Genomic DNA, 19,221 nt, shown 5'->3' on the forward strand with positions numbered 1-19,221 from the left:
ATCACTTGGTGTTGACCGTGATCTTGCCGCCGACGATGTCCTGCTTGGCCTTGTCGACCGCGGCGACGACGTCCTTCATGGCCTGGTACTTCGGGTTGGAGTCCGCGAAGCCGACACCGCCGGACTTCAGGTCACCGCGGACCTCGCCGGACAGCGGCTTGCCCTCGTACACGGACTTGGACAGGTCGTAGACCGCGCCGCCGACGTTCTTCAGGGCCGAGCCGAGGATGTAGTCCTTGTACTTGGCCAGCGCGCTCTGGGAGTACTGGTCGGAGTCCACTCCGATGGCCCACACCTTGTGCTCGGCGGCGGACTTGATCACGCCCTGGCCGGAGAGGCCGGCCGCGTGGTAGATCACGTCGGCACCGGCGTCGATCTGGCCGTTGGCCGCGTTCTCACCCTTGTCCGGGCTGGAGAAGCCGCCCTCCGCCGGGGTCTGGGTCAGGTACTGCGACTCGATCTTGATCTTCGGGTTGACGGACTTGGCGCCCTGGTCGAACCCGGCCTCGAACTTGTGGATCAGCGGGATGTCGACGCCGCCGATGAAGCCGATGTGGTTCTTCTTGGTGGCCTTGGCCGCGGCCACGCCCGCGAGGTACGAGGACTGCTCCTCGTGGAAGACCATGTCGGCGACGTTCTTCGCCTGGATCGTGTTGTCGTCGATGATGCCGAAGGTGATCTTCGGGTACTTGCCGGCGACCTGCTTCACGGCCGGCGCGTAGGCGAAGCCGACGCCGATGATCGGGTTGTACCCGGCCTTGGCGAGGGTCTCCAGGCGCTGCACCTTGTCGGCGTCGGACTCGTCGGCCTGCGGCTCGATGTCCTTGCCGCCGATCTTGAACTCGTCCTGGGCCTTCTTGAAGCCGGCGTAGGCGGCGTCGTTGAAGGACTGGTCGCCCTTGCCGCCGATGTCGTAGGCGAGGCCGATGCCCTTGGCGGAGTACTTGCCGTCCTTGGTGGAGGTATCGGTGGACTCGGTGCTGGACTTGCCGCATCCGGCAGCCGCGAGGGCGACGACCGCGACGGTCACCGCAGCTTGGGAGAACCTCGTTCTCCGGGAGATCTTCCGAGAGAGCAGACGCACAGCAAGCACTCCTTCATCCCCACGGCGCCGTCACGGGCCGCTGTCCCCAATGTGCCGCCAGTGGTGGCGATTCGGCGCACAGTAACGCGCGTAGAAGGGGAGGGGAACGGGGTTTTTCCCGGCCGTTATCGATTCGTGCCGACTCCGGGTTACAGCTGTGCGCCGCCGGTTACGCCAGCATGACACAAGGGGACGAAGAGGCACCGAACGGGTGCCCCTCCCCCTCCGGGCGGCCTACAGCTCGTCGAGCAGTACGGCGGCCGTGAACATCTCCACGCCGACCGTGATGGCGCGCTCGTCGGCGTCGAAGTCGCCCTGGTGCAGGTCACGGGACGTGCGGTCGCCGGGGGTGCGGACGCCGAGGCGGGCCAGGGCGCCGGGCACCTGCTCCAGGTACCAGGAGAAGTCCTCGCCGCCGAGGCTCTGCTGGGTGCTCTCGACGGACCGCATGCCACGCCGGGCGACCATGGACTTGCGCAGCAGCTCGGTGGACTCCCGGTCGTTGACGACCGGCGGCACGCCCCGCACGTAGGTGATCTCCGACTTGGCCCGGTGCAGGGTGGCGATCTCGTCGATGGCCGCGTGCACGATGTCGGGCGCCTCGCGCCAGGCATCCAGGTCCAGGCAGCGGACGGTGCCGGACAGCTCGGCGTGCTGCGGGATGACGTTCGGGGCGTGGCCCGACTCGATCCGGCCCCAGGTCAGGGCGAGGCCGCTGCGGGTGTCGACGCGCCGGGCGATCAGCGCGGGCACGTCGACGGCGACACGGGCGGCGGCGGTGACCAGGTCGGTGGTCAGGTGGGGACGGGCGGTGTGGCCGCCGGGCCCGTCCAGGGCGATCTCCAGCCGGTCGCAGGCGCTGGTGATGGGCCCGTGCCGCAGCCCGATCCGGCCGACGTCGACCTTGGGGTCGCAGTGCACGGCGAGGATCCGGCCGACCCCGTCGAGCACCCTGTCCTCGATGGCGCCGAGGGCGCCGCCGGGCATGACCTCCTCGGCGGGCTGGAAGAGCAGCCGCACCGGGCGGGACAGCAGCCCCTTGGCGTGCAGGTCGGCGAGGACGAGCCCGGCGCCGAGCACGACCGAGGTGTGCACGTCGTGGCCGCAGGCGTGGGCGCGGTCGGGCACCGTGGACCGGTACGGGCAGTCGGTCTTGGTGTCCGGGATGGGCAGGGCGTCGATGTCGGCCCGCAGGGCGATCAGCGGGATGGCGGGCCGCTCTCCCTCGGCGAGCTGATGTCCCTCTGGAAGCCCGATGTCACAGATGAGCCCGGTTCCGGTGGCGAGCACGCGGGGGCGCAGCCCGGCCTGCTCCAGCCGCTCCTTGATCGCGGCGGTCGTACGGAACTCCTGGTTGCCCAGCTCCGGGTGCATGTGCAAGTCGCGCCGGAAGGCTACGAGTTCGGCGTGCAGGGACTCGCTGAGCACGCCGGGGAGAACATCCCCGGGGACATCGGCCTCATACTCTAGGGACATCAATTGGTTCACCCTCTGAAGGGTAGGACGCCCAACCGGTCAACTGAGCCTCGATCAACAAAACTTCAGCCCGTTAGGTGAAGAAAATCTGACCGGCGGACGCATGGCGGCGGACTCTGGTGGGTAAAACCTCTGTTTCCTCCTTCCACGGATACCACGCCCACCCATACTCCCGCTCTACAAGTCCACGGACCGGACCAAGCCCGGGCCAGTAGGCTCCGCGCTCGTGAGCGACTCGACCGTGAGCTTCCTGCAGACCACCCGCTCCTCCTACGACGCGATCGCCAAGGACTACGCGTCCCGCTTCCCGGACGGCCTGTTCCACCCCCTGGACCGACAGCTGGTCACCGCCTTCGCCGAGCTGGTCACGGCGAACGGCCCGGCCCCCGTGGCCGACCTCGGCAGCGGCCCCGGTTACGTCACCGCCCGCCTGCATGCGATGGACGTCCCGGCCTTCGGGGTTGACGTCTCCCCGGCGATGGTGGCTCTGGCCCGCGAGGCACACCCCCAACTCCGCTTCCACGTGGGCTCGATGACGTCCCTGGACCTCCCCGAAGCCACTCTGGGCGGCATCCTCGCCCTGTACTCCACCATCCACGTCCCCGACGATCACCTCCCGACCGCCTTCGCCGAGTTCCACCGCACCCTGGCCCCCGGCGGCCCCGTCCTGCTCGCCTTCCAGTCGGGTCCGGAATCCGGCCACCTCCATCTGGCGGAACGCTTCGGCCACGAGATCGACCTGGACTACTACTGGCGCACCCCGGAGCAGGTCACGGCACTGCTCACAGAGGCGGGCCTGGAGCTGGTGGCCACGGTGGTGCGCGAGCCGGACGCGGAGGAGACCCGCCCGAGGGCGTTCCTGCTGGCCCGAAAGCCCTAGCCGTCCGTCGCCGGCACCGCGTCGCGCCAGATCGTGACGTCCAGGGTGACGTAGCGGCTGGCGCTGGTGCTGGGCGACTGGCCCTGGAACGTCGCGAGGGCGATGACGCCGTCCGGTGTGGTCACGCAGAACTGCCTGCCCTTGGACAGACGGCTCACGGAGATCCCGTCCCCCTGGCGGATGTACCGCGTCTCGTGCCTGCAGACGTCCAGCGAGCCCTTGGCGCCCTGGTCGAGCAGGGCGAGTTCGTTGCCGACGGTGCTGACCGAGCAGGTGCCGCTGCCGCACACCAGGTCGAGGTCGTGGTAACCGCCGTCGTGGCGCGGCACCGGCGGTCTGTCCGCGAACTTCAGGGCGTAGCCGTCGGCCAGGTCGATGTTCTTGTAGACGGTGGGCTCGGGCGCGCTGCCCGAGGCCGCGCCGGACGGCGAGCCCGTCTTCTTCCCCCCGCTCTTCGCACCTCCCGTGGCCTGCGCACCGGAGGTGCCGGCCCGCTTCGCGTCGCCACCGTTGCTGGAACTGGAACCGCCGCCGAGGTTGCCGAGGTAGCCGACGACTGCGGCTATGAGCAGGACGGCTCCCGCGACACAGCCGAGGACGACCCCGGCCTTCGGGCGTCGGACGGGGCGGCTCACCGGCTGAAGGGGCTGAACGGGGTGGGCGGCCTGGGTCGGCGCGTAGTGGGGGTGCGAGGAGACCGCCGGAGGCTGCTGACGGGCCATGGGCGGCTGCTGGGGCACCGGAGCCGACGGGGACACGGCCGTCGGCTGGTACGGGTCGGGCGCCCCCGACGCGACCGTCGGGGGGTGCTGCGGCGCGGCGGGTACGAATGTCCCGCCGGGCCCTGTCGGAGGCTGCTGGGGTGGCACAGGCGCGGGCAGAGGCGCGTCGTAACGGCCGGCGATGACGGTGGTCACCGCGCCCGGCAGCCAGTCCTCGGGCCGGCGCAGCTGTGTGGCGCCGGAGGCGGCGTTGCACAGCGCGAGGACCTCGCTCAGCGACGGCCGCGAGTCCGGATCCTTCGCCAGGCACCGGCGTACGAGTTCGGTCAGCTCGGCCGGCAGTCCGGTGAGGTCCGCCTCCTCGTGCACGATCCGGTAGAGCACGGCATGGGACTGCCCGTCCCCGTGGGCGGACCTGCCCAAAGCAGCGAAGGCGGCGACCTGGCCGAGGGCGAACACGTCGGACTGCGGACCCACGGCCCGCCCCGCCGCCTGTTCCGGCGACATGAAGGCGGGCGTACCGACCGTGACCCCGCTACTGGTCAGCGCGGTGGTGTCGGCGGCGCGGGCGATGCCGAAGTCGATCACTCGCGGGCCGTCCGCGGCCAGCAGCACGTTGGACGGCTTCAGGTCGCGATGCACGATACCGGCGCCGTGCACGACCTGGAGAGCCTCGGCCACGCCGGCGGTGAGCAGCAGGACGGTGGAGGCGGGCAGCGGCCCGTGCTCGGCGACCACCGCGGCGAGCGTGGGCCCGGAGACGTAGGCGGTGGCCAGCCAGGGCTGCGGGCCATCGGTGTCACTGTCGATCACCGGCGCCGTGTACAGCCCCTGCACCCGCTCGGCCGCCCGCACCTCCTGCGCGAACCGCCGCCGGAACTCCGGATCCTCCGCGAACTCCGGCCGGATCACCTTGATCGCGACCGGACGCCCGCCCGGCGTGTGGGACAGATACACCTTGCCCATGCCTCCGGCCCCGAGCCGGGCGGCCAGCCGATACCCGGCGATCACCCGCGGATCATCCTCGGCCAGCGCCTGAAAAGCTCCTTCGGGCATGCCGGTGCCGTCCATCGATCCCCCGTGTCACTCAACTCGTCTGCGGCGCAGGGATCTTAACGTGGTGCCTGATCCTGGGACCCCGTCAGCCTCTCCCGTCACACGAGGGCGGTGATTGGTGGATCTGCGCCACCCTCACCCCGAGCCACCAGCCTGACCTGCGAGTCTTGCCCACCCCGCCCCGCCCAAATCCACCACTCGCCACCTCCCAGCCAACCATCGCCCCCACTCCCTGGGACGAATCCACCACCCGCAGGCCGCCAATCCCACCCGGCATGCCGCCACAGCGCTGCCGCGCCCCTCAGCCAACGGCACGAACGCAGCTGGCCCCAGGGGCCGACAGAGCCAAGCCGCCCAGTTTCCCCCGGCCGCCCGCTCGCTTCTTCCCCGTGCTGGAGCGAGCCGTGTCAAGGGTCGGCCGCAGGCCGATCGCCGAAGGCGACGCGGGAGCGCCCTTGACTCGGCTCGCGGAGGCACTGGCCAAGAAGCGGGCGGCCCACCCCAGCCCCGCTCACTCCTCGGCGAACAGCTCCGCCGCGTCCGTGGCGGCCCGCTGGGCCCAGGCCTCGAGTTGGTCCAGATCAGTGCAAGCCTCCACGCGTTCGCGGGCAGTGTCGGTCACCGAGAGGCCGCGCCATTCCAGGATGTGGAGGATCATCTCGGCCTTGGCCTCGGCCCGACCTTCTTCGCGGCCTTCCTCGCGCACCTGCTCGGCCAGCGGGTGTCGCCAGAAGTACTGGATCGCCGTCATCAACGGATGGGCTGCGAGGCCCAGCGTGCCGTGGCGCTGCTCTGGGTGATGACGATGAGCACGGGCTCGCAGCGGTACTTCTCGTACAGGTAGGACAGGTAGCACGGCCAGCTGCCCCGCTTGCGGTCGTCCGCCTTCCCCTGCGACTCCACCGCCAGGAGATACGTGCCCTCGTCCGTCTCCGCCCGCAGCAGCGTGTCCACCCGCCGCTCGACCGGTTCGATCTCCGTCAGGTCCACGTTCAGCGCGGCGATCTCCCGAGGCTCGGGGAACGGCACGTCCAACACACTCTGTAACGCCCGGGTCAGCAGCGCCGGATCCTTCTGGAAGATCCGGTGCAGCGCCTCACGCGAAGAACCCACCATCACGCAGCCCCCAGCTCACACCACACGAACTTCCCCCGGTTCCCGAACCTGGCCGACGGCTGCCAACCCCAGAAGTCCGCGCACGCCCTGACCAAGCCCAGCCCCCGCCCCTCCTCCAACTCCTCAACCTGCTCCAGCGGCCGCGGAGGCTCCGGCGGCCCGGGGTCCGTGTCCCACGCCCCGATCCACACCACCCCCTCCGGGGAGCGACGAACCCTCAACGCCGCCGGCCCCTTCGTGTGCCGTACGGCGTTGGAGACCAGCTCCGTCGCCAGGAGTTCCGCCATGTCCACCAGCCCGATCAGGTCGTGCATCGTCAGGATCAGGCGCAGGGTCCGGCGACAGATGGTGACCGCTCTGAGGTCGTTCGGGATGTACAGCGTGTAGTCCCAGGATTCAGGCATGCCTCAACTCCGTTCAGTGAAAGCGCAATTCACGCGCGGTGGCATTGCCGCAGCCGTCATGGCACGGCGAAGCGGTGCGCTTCCGCTGCGTGTGCGTCGCGTCACTGACGGTAGGTCTTTCATGTAAGACAGAGCAAGCCGATCGCGTAATCTGCCCCCGAACGAGCCGCACTGGCGGACACGTTGAACCAAGGAGCAACTGATGGTCCTCAGGCGCGAGCCAACCGCACGTCAGATGCGACTGGGGGTCGAGCTGCGCAGGCTCCGCGAGGCGGCAGGGCTCACCGCCATCGAGGCGGCGGCGCTGCTTGGCACGAATCGGGTCCAGATCAGCCAGATCGAAGCCGGGTTCGCGGGAGTGAGCGAGCAGCGACTGCGTCGCCTTGCCTCGCACTACGCCTGCACGGACGAGGAGTTCATCGACGCACTGGTGGCGATGGCCACCGATCGGACACGCGGCTGGTGGGAGGAGTACCGGGGCCTGCTGCCCACGTCGTTCCTGGACCTGTCCGAACTGGAGCACCACGCCCGGTTCCAGCGCAACGTGGCGATTCTGTACGTGCCGGGCCTGTTACAGACGGAGGATTACGCGCGTGCCGTCTTCTCGTCCAGGCTGCCTGAACTCACCCGGGATGAGCTTGAGTTGCGCATCCAGCATCGAAAGGCACGCCAGGAGATCACCATCCCGTACGAGGCGGTGATCCATGAGGCTGCACTTCGGATCAGAGTCAGCGACCGCGCCACCTCAAGGGCCCAACTCGCGCGGCTCCTCGAACTCTCCGAAGCGGACCACATCACCTTGCGCGTCATTCCCTTTGACCTGGACGGCTTCGCCGTGGCCTCCAGCACAATGAGGTACGTGGGCGGCCCCCTGCCCAAGCTGGACACAGTGGTGCGGGACGCGCCTCATGGCTCAGTTCTCATCGACTCCGAGGCTCAGCTCAAGACTTATCGAACGCGCTTCCGTAGGGTGGAGGCCGTATCACTCGAACCGGACCAGTCCCGTGACTTCATCCACCGGCTGACAGAGGAACTGTGAGGCACCGCATGGAAAACTGGCGGAAGTCGTCCTACTCCGGCGAGGGCGACGGCAACGACTGCGTGGAGATCGCGAACTCCCCCAGCCACGTCGCCGTCCGCGACACGAAGGCCCCGAGCCGAGCCACCCTGACCTTCCCGGCCGAATCCTTCGCCCCCTTCGTCGAGGCACTGAAGGCATCAAGCTAGGCCAACCCCACAGCCGCCAGCCGATGCACATCCTTCGCCGTCCCCGTAACCCCCGACAGGAACCCCTGCGCCCGAGGTGAGGCGTTCTCCGTCAGCCAGCTCGGGTCGATGTCGCAGACGGCCACACGGACGCCCGTGCCCGCCAGCGCCAACGGAAGGGTGTGCACGACCGTCGAGGGGAAGCTGAGGATCGTACGGCCGATCGGACCACGGCGGGCGATCAGCTCCAACGGCAGATCCGGGCGGACTATCTCCAGGCCCGTCTCGGTGGCCAGGCGGTGCAGCTTGTCGGTGTGCTCGCGGCGGTGAGCGAAATACCGCGTCGCGCCGTGGGCCCTGGCCAGGGATCGCACCGCCTCCAGGTAACGGTCGCCGTCCACCACGCCCGTCTCGACCAACGACGTACCCACCATGTCGGCGCCCTTGGTGATGCGCGGCGGGCCGAAGCGGGCGCGGGTCCAGGCGAAGTCGTTGGTGGTGACCGTGACGCCCTCGGGGGTCTCCGTCACGGGCATGGAGGAGAAGACCTCGACGCGGCGGCGGTCGCTCGGTGTGAGGCGGCGGCGGGCCGAGGAGGAGACGGGGGCGAAGAGCAGGTCCCTGGCTCCGGGGCGGCCGCCCTTGCGGTGCCAGCGGACCAGGCGCTCGCCGCGGGCGAGCTGGGCGACGAACTCCATCGTCGCCGTGCCGTCGTCGACCACGACCAGGTCACGGGCCCGGGTGATCGTCAGCAGCAGTTGTACATAGCGGGAGAACGGGTCTCCCATGACGATGCGGTCGGCCCGGCGGAGGGAACCCGCCAGGCCGCCGATCGTGTGGAAGGGCGCGGTCGTCCCGCCCCGCGCCTCCTCCCAGCGCACCCGGTACCCCTCGTCCCGGGCCAGGTCCGCCATGCGGCGCAGCTGGCCCCGGGTCATGGGGTCGGTCGGGGACAGGACGACGACGGTGAGCTCCGCGCCGGCGTGCGCCTGGGCACCGTCCGGCGACCGCCGTGCCTGTGCGGGCACGGACAGCCGGGCCGGCTCGGGCGCGCCGCGCAGGCCGTGGAGGTGAGCCCACTCCAGTACGTTCAGCAGCTGTACCGGGCTCTCCACGAAGGCGAGCGTGTGGGCAGGGTGGCCGGCCTGACCGGCGCGGGGGCTCATCGTCGTACGACCGTCCCGTCGTAAGGCACGTAAGGCGAGTAAGGCGGGTAAGGCGATCTGGTGCTCAGACCGCTACCGGCTCGCCCGCCGCCGCCGCGATCTCCGCCTCGGCGACGACGCCGGCGACACGGCGCAGCTTCTTCATCGGGCCCAGCTCGGAGTCGTAGACCTTCTTGACGCCGTCACCGAGGGAGGCCTCGATGGTGCGGATGTCACGGACGAGGCGCGTGAGGCCCTGCGGCTCGACGGAGGCGGCCTGGTCCGAGCCCCACATGGCGCGGTCGAGGGTGATGTGGCGCTCGACGAAGGTGGCGCCGAGGGCGACCGCGGCGAGGGTGGTCTGCAGGCCGGTCTCGTGGCCGGAGTAGCCGATCGGGACGTTCGGGTACTCGTCCTGCAGGGTGTTGATGACGCGGAGGTTCAGCTCCTCGGCCTTCGCCGGGTAGGTGGAGGTGGCGTGGCAGAGGAGGATGTTGTCCGAGCCCAGGACCTCGACCGCGTGCCGGATCTGCTTCGGGGTCGACATGCCGGAGGACAGGATGATCGTGCGGCCCGTGGCGCGCAGGGCGCGCAGCAGCTCGTCGTCCGTCAGGGAGGCGGAGGCCACCTTGTGGGCGGGGACGTCGAACTTCTCCAGGAAGGCGACGGCCTCGGTGTCCCACGGGGAGGCGAACCAGTCGATCCCCTTCTCCTTGCAGTACTCGTCGATCTGGCGGTACTCGTCCTCACCGAACTCCACGCGGTGGCGGTAGTCGATGTAGGTCATCCGGCCCCAGGGGGTGTCGCGCTCGATGTCCCACTGGTCGCGCGGGGTGCAGATCTCCGGCGTGCGCTTCTGGAACTTCACGGCGTCACAGCCGGCCTCGGCGGCCACGTCGATCAGCTTGAACGCGTTCTCCAGCTCACCGTTGTGGTTGATGCCGATCTCGCCGCAGATGTAGACGGGGCGGCCCGGGCCGGCCTCACGCGTACCGAAGGTGCGGATACGGGAGTTGGTGCTCATCAGGAGATGTCCTTACTTGGGGAGGGAATCGAGAGAGGGGCCGAGGATCCAGCTGGCGATCTCTCGGATCGCGCCGTCACCGCCGGGGACGGTGGTGACCGCGCGTGCGGCGCCGCGTACGACGTCGTGGGCGCTCGCGACCGCCACGGGCCAGCCGACGAGGGCGAAGCACGGGAGGTCGTTGACGTCGTTGCCGACGTAGAGCACGCGCTCCGGCGCGATGCCCTGCTCCTCGCACCACTGCTTGAGCGCGAGGTCCTTGCGGTCGATGCCGTGCAGCACCGGGAGCTTGAGCTTCCGGGCGCGGGCGGCGACCACCGGGTTCTGTTCCGAGGACAGGATCAGCATCTCCAGCCCGCTCTTGCGCAGGGCGGCGATGCCGAGCCCGTCTCCGCGGTGCACGGAGACGAACTCCCGTCCGTCGGAGTCGATCAGCACCCGGTCGTCGGTCTGGGTGCCGTCGAAGTCCAGTACGACTGCGTCCACATCGGCGGCAGTCGGCAGCGAACCGGGGCGGTCCGCGTCGAAGAGGGGGGCCAGCGCACGCGCGCGGGCCAGGTCGTGCGGGTCGTCGATCTCCAGCACCCGGGCCGGGTCGGTGCGGACCAGCTCGGTGTGGCCGAAGAAGCGGTGGCGGTGCTCACGGAAGCCGGCCGCGTCCATCGCGTACGCCGCGCCGGTCTCCAGCAGGTCCTGGGGGCGGTCCTGGCGGCGCGGGCGGAAGGACTTGTCGTGGTTCACGCCGTAACCGCCGCTCACGGAGGCCGAGTCGGCGTCCTCGGTGACCGAGCCGGTGGCGACCGGCACCGGCACCGGGGCGTCCGCCTCGTCCCGCCAGATGAAGCCGTGGAAGGGCGCCACGGTCACGGCCGTGTCGGCGCCGTTCTCGACGATCGCGCCGGCCACCCCGTCGATGTCCTCGCGGATGATGAACGGGCTGGTGCACTGCACGAGCAGGACGACGTCGACGGCCGCGCCGTGCAGGGCCTCGTGGGCGTCCATGGCGTGCAGGACGGCGGCCTCGGAGGTGGCGGTGTCGCCGGCGATGGCGGCGGGGCGCAGCACGACCTCGGCGCCGGCCTGGCGGGCGGCGGCCGCGATGGTCTGGTCGTCGGTGGAGACGACCACGTCGGTCACCAGCCGGGCGGCGCGGCACTCGCGCACCGCGCGGGCCACCAGCGGGACACCGCCGACGGGGGCGAGGTTCTTGGCGGGGACACCCTTGGAGCCGCCGCGCGCCGGGATCACCGCGAGCACGCGGCGCACCGCGGGTGCGTCGGGGTTGGCGTCGGTCATCTGCTCCACTCCTTGGCGGGGGATCCGGTCGCTCACAGCTCTCCCATTCGTCGGATCACGGGGGCCACGCGCTGCACGCCGTGGCGGTAGGCGCCGCGCGCGGCCCGGCGCACGATCTGGCGGACGGGTCCTGGCTCCTTGTCGGCGGCGGGCGCGCCGGGCAGCGGTGCGCCGTCGGGGCCGAGGTGGTGGCGGGCGAGGATGCCGGGCAGGTAGCCCGGCGCGGTCTCGGGTGTGTAGTAGGGGGTGAGGGGCGGCAGCCCCCCTGGCCGGTCGAGCAGCTTCGCGATGCGTTCGCGGGCCGCGTCGAAGGCGGTGTCGTAGGAGCCGTCGGCGGCCACGCCCTGGCGGGCCACCCACTCCTCGTTCGGTGCCGGGCGGTGTCCGGCGTCGAGCTGGTCCCAGGAGGCGAGGCACCCGGAGCCGGTGAAGTGGTGGTTGCCGAGCACCTCGCGCACGCCGAGGTCGGTCAGGACGACCGTCGGGATGCGGCGGTGCAGGGCTTCGAGGGCGGCCGTGGAGCTGACCGTGACCAGCAGGTCGGTGCGGTCGAGTACCTCGCCCATGTGGCCGTAGACCAGGCGGAAGTTGGCGGGCACGTCCTTGCCCTGGACCAGCTTCTGGTACGGCAGCTCCTCGATGTGGGTGGTGTGTTCGCCCGGCTTGGAGCGCAGCTTCAGCAGCACCTCGCGCTCGGGGTGCCTGCGGGCGTGCTCGATCAGCCGGTTGAGCAGGTACGTACGGTCCTTGCGGCTGTCCGGGACGGAGGGCTGGGCGGCGAACACGACCGTGTAGGGCTCGTGTTCACCGGTGTACGGCTCTCCGCCGAGGAACGGCAGCGCGACCTCGGTCACCGCGGAGGCGTCGGCGCCGACTCCCTCGTACACGGCGCGGAAACGGTCCGCGTCGTGACGGGAGTTGGCGAGGACGAGGTCCGCGCCGTGCCGCAGCAGCAGGCCGTCGGCGAGCTTCTCGTAGACGACTCCGACATAGCCGGTGACGACGACGGGACGCTTCCCGGAGGCCCAGGCGCCTCGCAGCCCGTGCAGCATCGCCTGCACACCGCCGCCGACCAGGGCGATGACGAGGACGTCGTACGACTGCTCGCTCATGGCGCGCAGGAACTCGACGCCGGTCACCTCGCGGAGGGAGTCCGCTCGGACGCCGACTTCTTCGAGTTGACGGGCGGTGGGGGTGGCTCGTCCCCGCAGGAGGTAGCCGTCGAGCCGGATCTCGGCGCCGGTGGGGGTGACGCGCTGCGCGGTGAGCGCGCCCCACTTCCACCGGGTGTCGGAATCCGCGAGGACGGCGACCCGCAGGGACTTCGTTGCACTGGCTGGCACGTCGAAGACGCTAGGAAGGCATTCCGAGGTTCCGCCCAACCCGAATGCAACAAACGGTTAACAGCACATCGCCGAATGGCGAATCAGGCCATGATCGGGCCGGAAAACAGCCCGGTTCACAGCTTCGCCACGCGTCGTTCACCTGGTATCAAGCCGACGGTCAAGACTAATGACGGGCTTCGCCCTAACGTCCGTGACGTGGTCAAGCTCTCCGTCATCGTGCCGTTCTACAACGTGCAGCAATACGCGCCCGACACCCTGAGGAGCCTCAGTGCGAACGCGCGTGAGGACTTCGAATTCATTCTCGTCGACGACTGTTCCCGCGACGGGACACCAGACATTCTCGCGCGCGCGGAGCGCGAGCTGCCAGGCGCGGTCTTCGTCCGGCACGAGCAGAACGGAGGGCTGGCGACCGCCCGCAACACCGGCATCGACCGGGCGCGCGGCGAGTACCTGACCTTCCTGGACGGCGACGACTGGCTCGCCCCGGGCTACTACCCCGAGCTGGTTCGCGCCATCGAGGATCTTGGCTGCGACTTCCTGCGCGCCGACCATGTGCAGTGCACGGCGCGGTCGCGCACCGTGCACCGGGTGCCGGTCGGCCGGCGGAACGTGGTGCTGAACCCGCGCGAGGCGATCCTGCCCGCGGACCGCTCCACCTCCGTGGACTACGCCTACGCGTGGGCAGGGATCTACCACCGCCGCCTCGTGGACAAGGGTCTGCTGCACTTCACCGACGGGCTGCGCACGGCCGAGGACCGGCCGTGGATCTGGAAGCTGCACCGGGAGGCGGAATCCTTCGCCGCGGTCAGCATGCTCGGTGTGTTCTACCGGCGCGGCGTGGCCTCGTCACTCACCCAGATCGGTGATGTCCGGCAGCTCGATTTCATTCGCGCGTTCGATCAGGTGATCGCGGAAACCGCCGCCGACCCGGACGCCGACGCGCTCCTGCCGAAGGCCGTGCGTACCTATTGCGCGATCATTTCCCATCACCTGGGATCCATCGAAAGGTTCGAGCCCGCGGTGGCGAAGAAACTGAAATCCCTGAGCGCCGGGGCACTGCGGCGCATGCCGCAGGACGTGCTGGACGAGGCGCTGGACTCCATGGACCTGCAGCGCGCCACCAAGCTGCGCCGGCTGCGCCGCCGTCCCGCCTCGACGGGGGTCGCCGCGTGACCACCCAGATCTTCCAGGCGTCGACGCTGTACGGCACGGCCACGCTCGCCGCCGCCCTGGACTCGGGCTGCTTCGGCCCGGCGGGCCGGCGCGTCCTGCTGGTCTGCAACAACGCCGCGACGCCCGAGACCACGCCCGGCCTGGACGAGATGCCCGGCTTCGAGCGGCTGCGCGAGCGCTTCGACGACGTGATCTCGTACAACGAGACGATCTTCCCCTTCCACCCCGGCGGCTGGGCGCCCCGGGGGGACGACATGCCGCTCTGGGAGCGGTATCTGCGCCACGAGTGGCAACTGGGCGACGACGACGTGGAGCTGGCCGTCGAGTCGATCCAGGTCAACCCGTCGCTGGCGCTCGCCCAGATCTTCACCGGCGCCCCGGTCACCGTCTACGCCGACGGTCTGATGAGCTACGGCCCGACCCGCAACAAGATCGACCCGCTGGTCGGCACCCGGGTGGACCGGGTGCTCCACCTCGACCTGGTGCCGGGCCTGAAGCCGCTGCTGCTCACCGAGTTCGGCGTCCCGGGCGAGATCGTGCCGACCCAGGCTTTCACCAAGGTGCTGGCCGAACTCGCCCCGCTCGGCGACGACCTGCCGGAGATCGAGGAGCCCGCGCTGCTGCTCGGGCAGTACCTCTCCGCGCTGGACATCCTCACCGCCGAGCAGGAGGAGAACCTGCATGTGCGGATGCTGAAGGGCGCGGTCGCGCTCGGGCACACCAAGGTGGTGTTCAAGCCGCACCCGACCGCCCCGGCCCGCTTCACCCGCACCCTGGAGCAGGAGGCGGAGAAGCTCAAGGTGGAGCTGACCGTGCTGGACACGCCGGTCCTCGCCGAGGTGGTGTACCAGCGGATGCGTCCCGCGCTGGTCGTCGGCTGCTTCTCCACCGCGCTGCTCACCGCCTCCGCGCTGTACGGCCTGCCGGTCGCCCGGGTCGGCACCGATCTGCTGCTGGAGCGGCTGACGCCGTTCGAGAACAGCAACCGGATGCCGGTCACCGTGGTCGACGCGCTGCTGCCCGAGCTGGGCGACCGTGAGGCGGTCACCGAGCAGCGCCGGGGCATGGACGTGGAGGCGCTGGGCGCGCTGGTGCGTGCGGTGGGCTTCGCGATGCAGCCGAAGATCCTGCCGAGGCTGCGCGAGGAGACCGAGCAGTACCTCGCCCGGAACCTGAACCCGCAGACCCTGCGCTACTTCAAGCGCAAGCGTCTGACCTCGCTGGCGCTGCCCGGCGGGGTGCCCGCCCAGCTGTCGTTCATCCCGCGCAACGCCACGGTCCGCCGGGTGGCACGCAAGGCGCGCAATCTGCGCCGGGTCGTACGTCGCTGAACCCACCCCCTCTCGACCCACCCCCCTCTCGCCGACCGCCCGGGGCGGGCCTGTCACAGGCCCGCCCTTCCGGCTTTTCAGCGGCCCAGGATCGTGCGGATCCGGGTCGCGTTCTCCTGCGTGGCCTTCCACAGCAGCTCCTGCCGGTCGTGCACGTCGGCGACGGTCCGGCTGTGGTGGTCCAGGATGTCCAGCGCACGCTCGGTGAGCACCGCGCCCAGGTTCCTCTCGTGGACGGAGACACCCCACTCGGGGCGCTCGATGTCGCTGAGGAAGTACGCCATCTTCGGGTGCGAGATCAGGCTGATGATGGGCGTGCCGACCCCGAAGGGGATCATTCCGGCGTGCCCGCGCATGCCGATGACCAGGCGGGTCTTGGCGTACGTCTCACGGATCTCGTCGTTGGAGAAGTCGTACATCGGGATCACCGGCAGCGAGATCCCGTGCTCGCGGCGCAGGTCGAAGGCGATGCGCTCGTCGTCCAGCGAGTGGGCGACGCACCGCACCTCGGTGTGGGCGCCGATCCCCCGGACCGCCTTCGCGATCTCGGCGAGGAAGTGCCCGTAGTCGTGGCCGAAGCGCAGGCCCGCGCGGTCGTAGGCCGCGTTCAGCAGGACGGTGTCCTCGCGGTGCAGCGGGTCGCTCCAGCCGGGGACCAGCTGGCGCATGACCGTGGTCGGGCAGGGCTGGAAGACGACCTTGTCGTGCAGCTCGGGCGGGAGCAGCGAGCGGACCTTGGCGATGGAGCCGTGGTTGCGCAGGCCGAAGAAGGAGGCCTTCTCCACCAGCAGGCGCAGGCTCTCGTTGAACCGCTGGGCCCGGTAGGACTGCCCGTCGAAGGCGTTGAAGCCGACGGCGAACACGACGATCGGCACGTCGATGGCGCGCAGGTGCTCGTCCGGGACGTTCCACTGCCAGGCGCTGTTGCCGTTGGGCATGGTGTCCGGGATGAACAGTCCGCCGCCGCCGATGACCAGTCCGCGCCGGGCGTTGACCCGCTCCAGGGCGGCCTTGTCGAACAGCCGGTGGGCGTGGACTGAGTGCCAGCGCCGGGAGGTGAAGTCGGGGCCGAAGGCGAGCCGGACCGACTCGGGCAGCAGCTTGTCGCCCGCGTTGCCCTGCCGGTCCATGTAGAAGGCCACGTGCGCGAGCTGGTCCTCGGCGGCACCCTGCTCCTGGGCCGGTACGGCGGCCGCGCGCTGCGCCCACAGGCGGCTGGAGCGGTGGGTGGGGTCGACGGTGAGACCGGCGGTGGCGTACTTCAGGGCCTCGGCGTTGTCTCCGTGCACCCAGGCCATCTGGGCGAGGCGGGCGTAGGCGGTGGCGGCCCGGTTGGGGGCGGCGGTGGCCAGCAGCAGCTGGGTCTTCGCCTCCTCGTGGCGGGAGACGCTCATCAGGGCGTGCCCGAGGATCTCGTGCGGCCAGGCCTCGTCCAGCGGGATGCGGACACCGCTGAGGATGTCGACCGCGTCCTGGTACTCGCCCGCCGCAATGTGGGCGGCGGCGACCTTGCGGGCGGCCTCCACGTCACCGGTGCGCCGCACGTGCGGGGTGCCGTAGTGCACGAGCAGGTCGTGGTGGAGATTGCCCTTGGACAGGTAGGCGGCGTGGAACTCGGCGTCGCCCATCTCGAACTCGCGCCAGCGGTCCTCGGCCTGCGCGTACCCGGCCTCGCCGCCCTGCCATGGCTTGTGCCGGCCGGTGAAGTGCAGGATCGCGGTGTCGTCGGGGACCGGCAGGTCGCCCGAGAGCCGCCGCTTCACGAAGTTGTAGCGGGAGTCCAGGCGGACGAAGTCGCCGTCGAGGACGGCGTTGAGGATGCCCTGGTCGTGCTTGTCCAGCTCGTAGCCGCCGCTGCGCCCGACCTGGTCGATCTTCGCGCAGAACGCGTCGGACAGGTACTCGCGCTGGATGACCAGCAGCCCGGAGTTGAGCTTGTGCTGCCCGTAGAAGAACTGCGGCACGGCCGCGAGACCCTCGCGCAGCTGGAGGAGTTCACCGAGGTCGCCGAGGACGACCATGTCGGTGTCCAGGGTGATGACGGTGTCGTAGTCGCGCAGCTTGAAGATGTCGAGGATGAAGTACGCCTTGCGGACCAGGTAGTTGTCCTGGTCGCCCTTGACGTAGGAGTCGTAGTGCTCGGCGTCGACGCGGCGCAGCACGATGCGCGGGTGCAGGGCGCGGATGCGGGCGATCGAGGAGGGCTTCAGGTCGTCGTGGAGGACGACGAAGTCCTCGCAGACGCCCGGGTTGGACAGGGCGAGGCTGCGCAGCAGGGCGAGGAAGCCGGGCAGGTAGTTCTCGTCGACGAAGCTCGCGAAGGCGATGCGCCGCTTGCCGGTCAGGACAGTGCCAGAAGAGGGGGCGGTCTCCGGTGCTACCGGGGTGAAGGTCGTCATCGCAGGGATATCCTCATGTCGGTCACGCTCTGGGCCCGCTCCATGACCCATGCCTTCTCGCTGGTGTATTCGTGCACGGAGGTGATGGCGAGCTTCATGGCTTCCTGGACGCGGTAGGCGCCGCTCTCGTAGAAGTCGAACCCGATCAGGTCCAGGGTCGGGCTGACGTCCAGGAAGTCCAGCAGCCACAGCATGTTGAAGCCGGTGGTCGGGATGCCGGACCAGACGTCGTTGCCGAGCCGGCCGATGTTGCGGACGGGCCAGCGCAGCGACTCGTCGCCGAGGTACCGCTGGGCGCCGGGCACCAGGCGGTTGCGCAGCGAGTGCTTCCAGTCGCCGGAGACCCCGCCGAAGACGAGCCGGGTGGTCACCGGCCGGTCCCAGTTGAAGCCGTGCTTGTGGATGGCGGCGTGGATGTCGGTACGGCTGCCGGTGTGCTTGGGGTCGATCCGGTACGAGTTGAAGCGGACGACCAGGTCGTAGCCGTCGATCTGGGCACCCATCGAACTCTCGCCCACGCGGCCGGAGTTGGCGATCAGGCAGATCGACTTGCCGGCGATCTGGTTGCGGAACTCGCCGAGGCTGATCCACTCCACTCCGCCGACGGTGGGGTCGGCGACCGGGCCCCGCATGCGGATGCGGCGCTGCTCGGCGTAGAGGGCGACGGCCTCGGTGAGGGCGGTGGGGTCGGCGGTGGCCCCGGTGCGCAGGTCGAGGTACTGGCTGAGCAGTTCCTGCCGGTCGGCGACGGGGGCCTCGTCGGCGGCGAGCGTGAGCAGGGCACCGACCAGCCGGGGCTCGGCCGCGTCCCAGTCGCCGAGGGCGTGCAGGGCCAGGCCCTCGGCCCACACGTCGGTGGCGGGGCCGCGGGCGAAGTCGGCGGCGCGCGGGCACTGGCGCTGCAGCAGGGCGAGCAGCTCGCGCTCACGCTCGGCGGCCCGGCGCAGGCCCGTGATCCGGGCGGCCACGCCGAAGCCGTCCTCGTCGGTCAGCTCCAGGTAGCGCTCGTAGGCCTGGACGGCCTCGCGCTCCTCGCCGAGGACCTCCAGGACCCGGGCGCGCAGCCGCCAGCCGGCCCGGGAGTTCTTGCGCTCGGCGAGGACGGTGTCGCTGATCTGCAGGGCGAGGTGCAGCTCGTCGTCGTAGCCGCACTCGAGGGCCTTGTTGCCGACGGCCAGCAGGGCGTCCAGCAGGTCGCCCGGGATGCTGCCGGTGGGCGCGGCGGCCCCCTTGACGGCACGCTTGAGCAGGGCGGTTGCGCCACCGGCCGGGGCGGGAGCGGGAGCGGACGTACCGGTGGTGCTGAACACCACGAGCAACTTGCGCAGCTGCTCGGCCAGTTCCGTGCGACGGCGGTCGAGACTGCCCACGAGTTTGCCGCTGTGCACGGCGCAGGCTCGCAGGCAGTCCTCCAGCTCCCCTCCACGCGCAGGTGCCCGCCGGTTCTGGACCCTCGTCATAGCTCTCCTGATTTTGCCAAGCAAATACGGTGTTTACGGCGGCATGCCGCAGATTTGCGAAAACGTGGGGGTGGATGGAGAAACTAGGAAGCCAAAGCGACCA

15 protein-coding genes and 1 pseudogene are annotated in these 19,221 nt (G+C 70.2%); 5 read left to right on the plus strand and 11 right to left on the minus strand.

Annotation, left to right across the window (positions count from 1 at the left end; genetic code table 11):
• Position 1: 1 nt before the first annotated feature.
• Positions 2 to 1,030, minus strand: a complete 1,029-nt coding sequence (locus ACFY3C_RS28305; RefSeq protein WP_390772716.1) for a BMP family protein — start codon at positions 1,028 to 1,030, stop codon at positions 2 to 4.
• Between the two features lie 288 nt (positions 1,031 to 1,318).
• Complete coding sequence (locus ACFY3C_RS28310; protein WP_386579103.1) at positions 1,319 to 2,560, minus strand: amidohydrolase; 1,242 nt, start codon at positions 2,558 to 2,560, stop codon at positions 1,319 to 1,321.
• Between the two features lie 226 nt (positions 2,561 to 2,786).
• Here ACFY3C_RS28310 and ACFY3C_RS28315 point away from each other — a divergent pair, with 226 nt between their 5' ends.
• On the plus strand, positions 2,787 to 3,440 hold the full coding sequence (locus tag ACFY3C_RS28315) for a class I SAM-dependent DNA methyltransferase (RefSeq protein ID WP_390772717.1): 654 nt from the start codon (positions 2,787 to 2,789) through the stop codon (positions 3,438 to 3,440).
• Here ACFY3C_RS28315 and ACFY3C_RS28320 read toward each other — a convergent pair.
• The 3 genes and pseudogenes from ACFY3C_RS28320 to ACFY3C_RS28330 form a co-directional block, all read right to left on the minus strand.
• Positions 3,437 to 5,218: a protein kinase gene (locus tag ACFY3C_RS28320; protein ID WP_390772718.1), complete on the minus strand. Its 1,782-nt coding sequence runs from the start codon at positions 5,216 to 5,218 to the stop codon at positions 3,437 to 3,439. The genes ACFY3C_RS28315 and ACFY3C_RS28320 overlap by 4 nt on opposite strands.
• Positions 5,219 to 5,729: 511 nt before the next feature.
• Positions 5,730 to 6,334 (minus strand): annotated as a pseudogene (locus tag ACFY3C_RS28325) (hypothetical protein).
• Complete coding sequence (locus ACFY3C_RS28330; RefSeq protein ID WP_390772719.1) at positions 6,334 to 6,738, minus strand: ATP-binding protein; 405 nt, start codon at positions 6,736 to 6,738, stop codon at positions 6,334 to 6,336. Before ACFY3C_RS28330 ends, ACFY3C_RS28325 begins: the two are co-directional and overlap by 1 nt.
• 202 nt (positions 6,739 to 6,940) lie before the next feature.
• Between ACFY3C_RS28330 and ACFY3C_RS28335 the strand changes: the two genes are divergently transcribed.
• Both ACFY3C_RS28335 and ACFY3C_RS28340 read left to right on the plus strand, forming a co-directional pair.
• Entirely contained in the window at positions 6,941 to 7,777 is an 837-nt protein-coding gene (locus ACFY3C_RS28335) for a helix-turn-helix domain-containing protein (RefSeq protein ID WP_390772720.1), read from the plus strand.
• Between the two features lie 8 nt (positions 7,778 to 7,785).
• Positions 7,786 to 7,965 carry a DUF397 domain-containing protein gene (locus ACFY3C_RS28340; RefSeq protein ID WP_390772721.1) on the plus strand — a complete coding sequence of 60 codons (180 nt, stop codon included), beginning with the start codon at positions 7,786 to 7,788 and terminating at the stop codon, positions 7,963 to 7,965.
• Here the strand turns inward: ACFY3C_RS28340 and ACFY3C_RS28345 are convergent.
• From ACFY3C_RS28345 to ACFY3C_RS28360, 4 genes are all read right to left on the minus strand, one after another.
• Entirely contained in the window at positions 7,962 to 9,110 is a 1,149-nt protein-coding gene (locus ACFY3C_RS28345) for a hypothetical protein (protein WP_386578484.1), read from the minus strand. The genes ACFY3C_RS28340 and ACFY3C_RS28345 overlap by 4 nt on opposite strands.
• Positions 9,111 to 9,174: 64 nt before the next feature.
• Positions 9,175 to 10,113 (minus strand): N-acetylneuraminate synthase family protein, encoded by a 939-nt coding sequence (locus ACFY3C_RS28350; protein WP_386578483.1) that lies wholly within the window; start codon positions 10,111 to 10,113, stop codon positions 9,175 to 9,177.
• A gap of 12 nt (positions 10,114 to 10,125) precedes the next feature.
• On the minus strand, positions 10,126 to 11,409 hold the full coding sequence (locus ACFY3C_RS28355; protein WP_390772722.1) for a cytidylyltransferase domain-containing protein: 1,284 nt from the start codon (positions 11,407 to 11,409) through the stop codon (positions 10,126 to 10,128).
• Between the two features lie 32 nt (positions 11,410 to 11,441).
• Entirely contained in the window at positions 11,442 to 12,752 is a 1,311-nt protein-coding gene (locus ACFY3C_RS28360) for a DUF6716 putative glycosyltransferase (RefSeq protein ID WP_390772723.1), read from the minus strand.
• A 198-nt stretch (positions 12,753 to 12,950) separates the two neighbouring features.
• Here ACFY3C_RS28360 and ACFY3C_RS28365 point away from each other — a divergent pair, with 198 nt between their 5' ends.
• Together ACFY3C_RS28365 and ACFY3C_RS28370 are read left to right on the plus strand one after the other, a co-directional pair.
• The gene (locus tag ACFY3C_RS28365) at positions 12,951 to 13,928 is read left to right on the plus strand and encodes a glycosyltransferase family 2 protein (protein ID WP_386578480.1); all 978 of its coding nucleotides are present in this window, start codon (positions 12,951 to 12,953) and stop codon (positions 13,926 to 13,928) included.
• Positions 13,925 to 15,259 carry an alpha-2,8-polysialyltransferase family protein gene (locus tag ACFY3C_RS28370; protein WP_390772724.1) on the plus strand — a complete coding sequence of 445 codons (1,335 nt, stop codon included), beginning with the start codon at positions 13,925 to 13,927 and terminating at the stop codon, positions 15,257 to 15,259. The genes ACFY3C_RS28365 and ACFY3C_RS28370 overlap by 4 nt, the downstream gene beginning before the upstream one ends.
• Before the next feature lie 77 nt (positions 15,260 to 15,336).
• Here the strand turns inward: ACFY3C_RS28370 and ACFY3C_RS28375 are convergent, their stop codons facing one another.
• The gene (locus ACFY3C_RS28375; protein ID WP_390772725.1) at positions 15,337 to 17,658 is read right to left on the minus strand and encodes a glycosyltransferase; all 2,322 of its coding nucleotides are present in this window, start codon (positions 17,656 to 17,658) and stop codon (positions 15,337 to 15,339) included.
• Entirely contained in the window at positions 17,655 to 19,118 is a 1,464-nt protein-coding gene (locus ACFY3C_RS28380) for a glycosyltransferase family 29 protein (RefSeq protein ID WP_390772726.1), read from the minus strand. The genes ACFY3C_RS28375 and ACFY3C_RS28380 overlap by 4 nt, the downstream gene beginning before the upstream one ends.
• Positions 19,119 to 19,221 lie beyond the last annotated feature (103 nt).

Source organism: Streptomyces sp. NPDC001410, from assembly GCF_042895235.1.
GTDB lineage: Bacteria > Actinomycetota > Actinomycetes > Streptomycetales > Streptomycetaceae > Streptomyces.